Source organism: Brevundimonas sp. CURTG3B2_SDJG (assembly GCF_057364705.1).
In genome coordinates this window covers 1-1,505 of record NZ_JBNFOJ010000454.1, presented here as the reverse complement: position 1 = coordinate 1,505, position 1,505 = coordinate 1, and the positions used below count along the sequence as shown (strand labels likewise).

1 protein-coding gene is annotated in these 1,505 nt (G+C 71.7%); it reads left to right on the top strand.

Going from position 1 to position 1,505, the window contains the following annotated elements; genetic code table 11:
• A partial coding sequence (locus tag AC2W7C_RS17725; protein ID WP_486002548.1) for an L-glutamate gamma-semialdehyde dehydrogenase occupies positions 1-1,295 on the top strand: 1,295 nt, incomplete at its 5' end.
• Positions 1,296-1,505 lie beyond the last annotated feature (210 nt).

The following is a 1,505-nucleotide window of genomic DNA, read 5'->3' as shown; positions in this document are numbered from 1 at the left end:
CGCCCCCGGTGCTGCGCGCCATGGCCGACGCGCTGGAGGCCGACATCGACCGGCTGGTCGCCCTGCTGAGCCGCGAAGCCGGCAAGACCCTGAACGACGGCGTCGCCGAGGTGCGCGAGGCCGCCGACTTCTGCCGCTACTACGCCATGCTGGCCGAGCGCGATTTCGGCGGGCGCGAGGAGCTGAAGGGCCCGGTCGGCGAGATCAATCAACTCGTTCTGCATGGCCGCGGCGTCTTCGCCTGCATCAGCCCGTGGAACTTCCCGCTGGCCATCTTCACCGGCCAGATCGCCGCCGCGCTGGCCGCCGGCAACGCCGTGCTGGCCAAGCCGGCCGAGCAGACGCCGCTGATCGCCGCCGAGGCCGTGCGCCTGTATCACAAGGCCGGGCTGAATCCCGACCTGCTGGCCCTGGTGCCCGGCCGCGGCGAGACCGTCGGCGCCAAGCTCGTCTCCCACCCCGGGATCGACGGCGTCGCCTTCACCGGCGGCACCGACACCGCCGCCGCCATCAACCGCTCGATCGCCGCGCGCCCCGGCCAGATCATCCCCTTCATCGCCGAGACCGGCGGGCTGAACGGGATGTTCGTGGACACCACCGCTTTGAAGGAACAGGTGATCGACGACGTCATCCTGTCGGCCTTCGGCAGCGCGGGCCAGCGCTGCTCGGCCCTGCGCGTCCTCTACGCGCCCAAGGATTCGGCCGACGCCCTGATCGAGGGGCTGAAAGGGGCGTTGGCCGCCCAGGTCGTCGCCGACCCGGTCGATCCGTCGACCGACATCGGCCCGGTCATCGACGCCGAGAGCCGCGCCGCCCTGGAGGCCCACGTCGAGCGGCTGAGGACCGAGGCGAAGATCATCGCCCGCGCCGAGTTGCCGGCGGGCGCCGAGAAAGGCGACCTGTTCGCCCCGACCATCGCCGAGATCCCGACGCCGGACTTCCTGGAGCGCGAGGTCTTCGGCCCGATCCTGCATGTCTACCGCTACGACCCCGCCGACCTGAAGGGCGTGGCCGGCAAGCTGGCGGCGCGCGGCTACGGCCTGACACTGGGCGTGCACAGCCGCATCGAGGCCTTCGCCGAGGAAGTCATCCGCCTGGTCCCCGCCGGCAACGTCTACATCAACCGCTCGATCACCGGCGCGGTGGTGGGCGTCCAGCCCTTCGGCGGCGAGGGCCTGTCGGGCACCGGCCCCAAGGCGGGCGGTCCCAACAGCCTGATCCGCTACGCGGCGGAGAAGGCCATCTCCAACAACATTTCCGCCCAGGGCGGCGACCCGGCGCTGCTGAACCTCTGACGGTCCGCGTCAGATTCCGGCGCCCCGCGGGTGGTTTTCGGCCGGCGGGAAGTCCTGCATGCTGAGCGCCGCATCAAGGGAGTTCGACATGAAGCGCCTGTTCCTCGCCTCCGTCATGACGATCCTCGCCGCCGGCTGCTCGGCCGCCTCCGAGAAGCCGGCCGAGGATGCGGCGCCCGCGGCCGAAGCCGCCGCGGAGGCGGCTCCCAT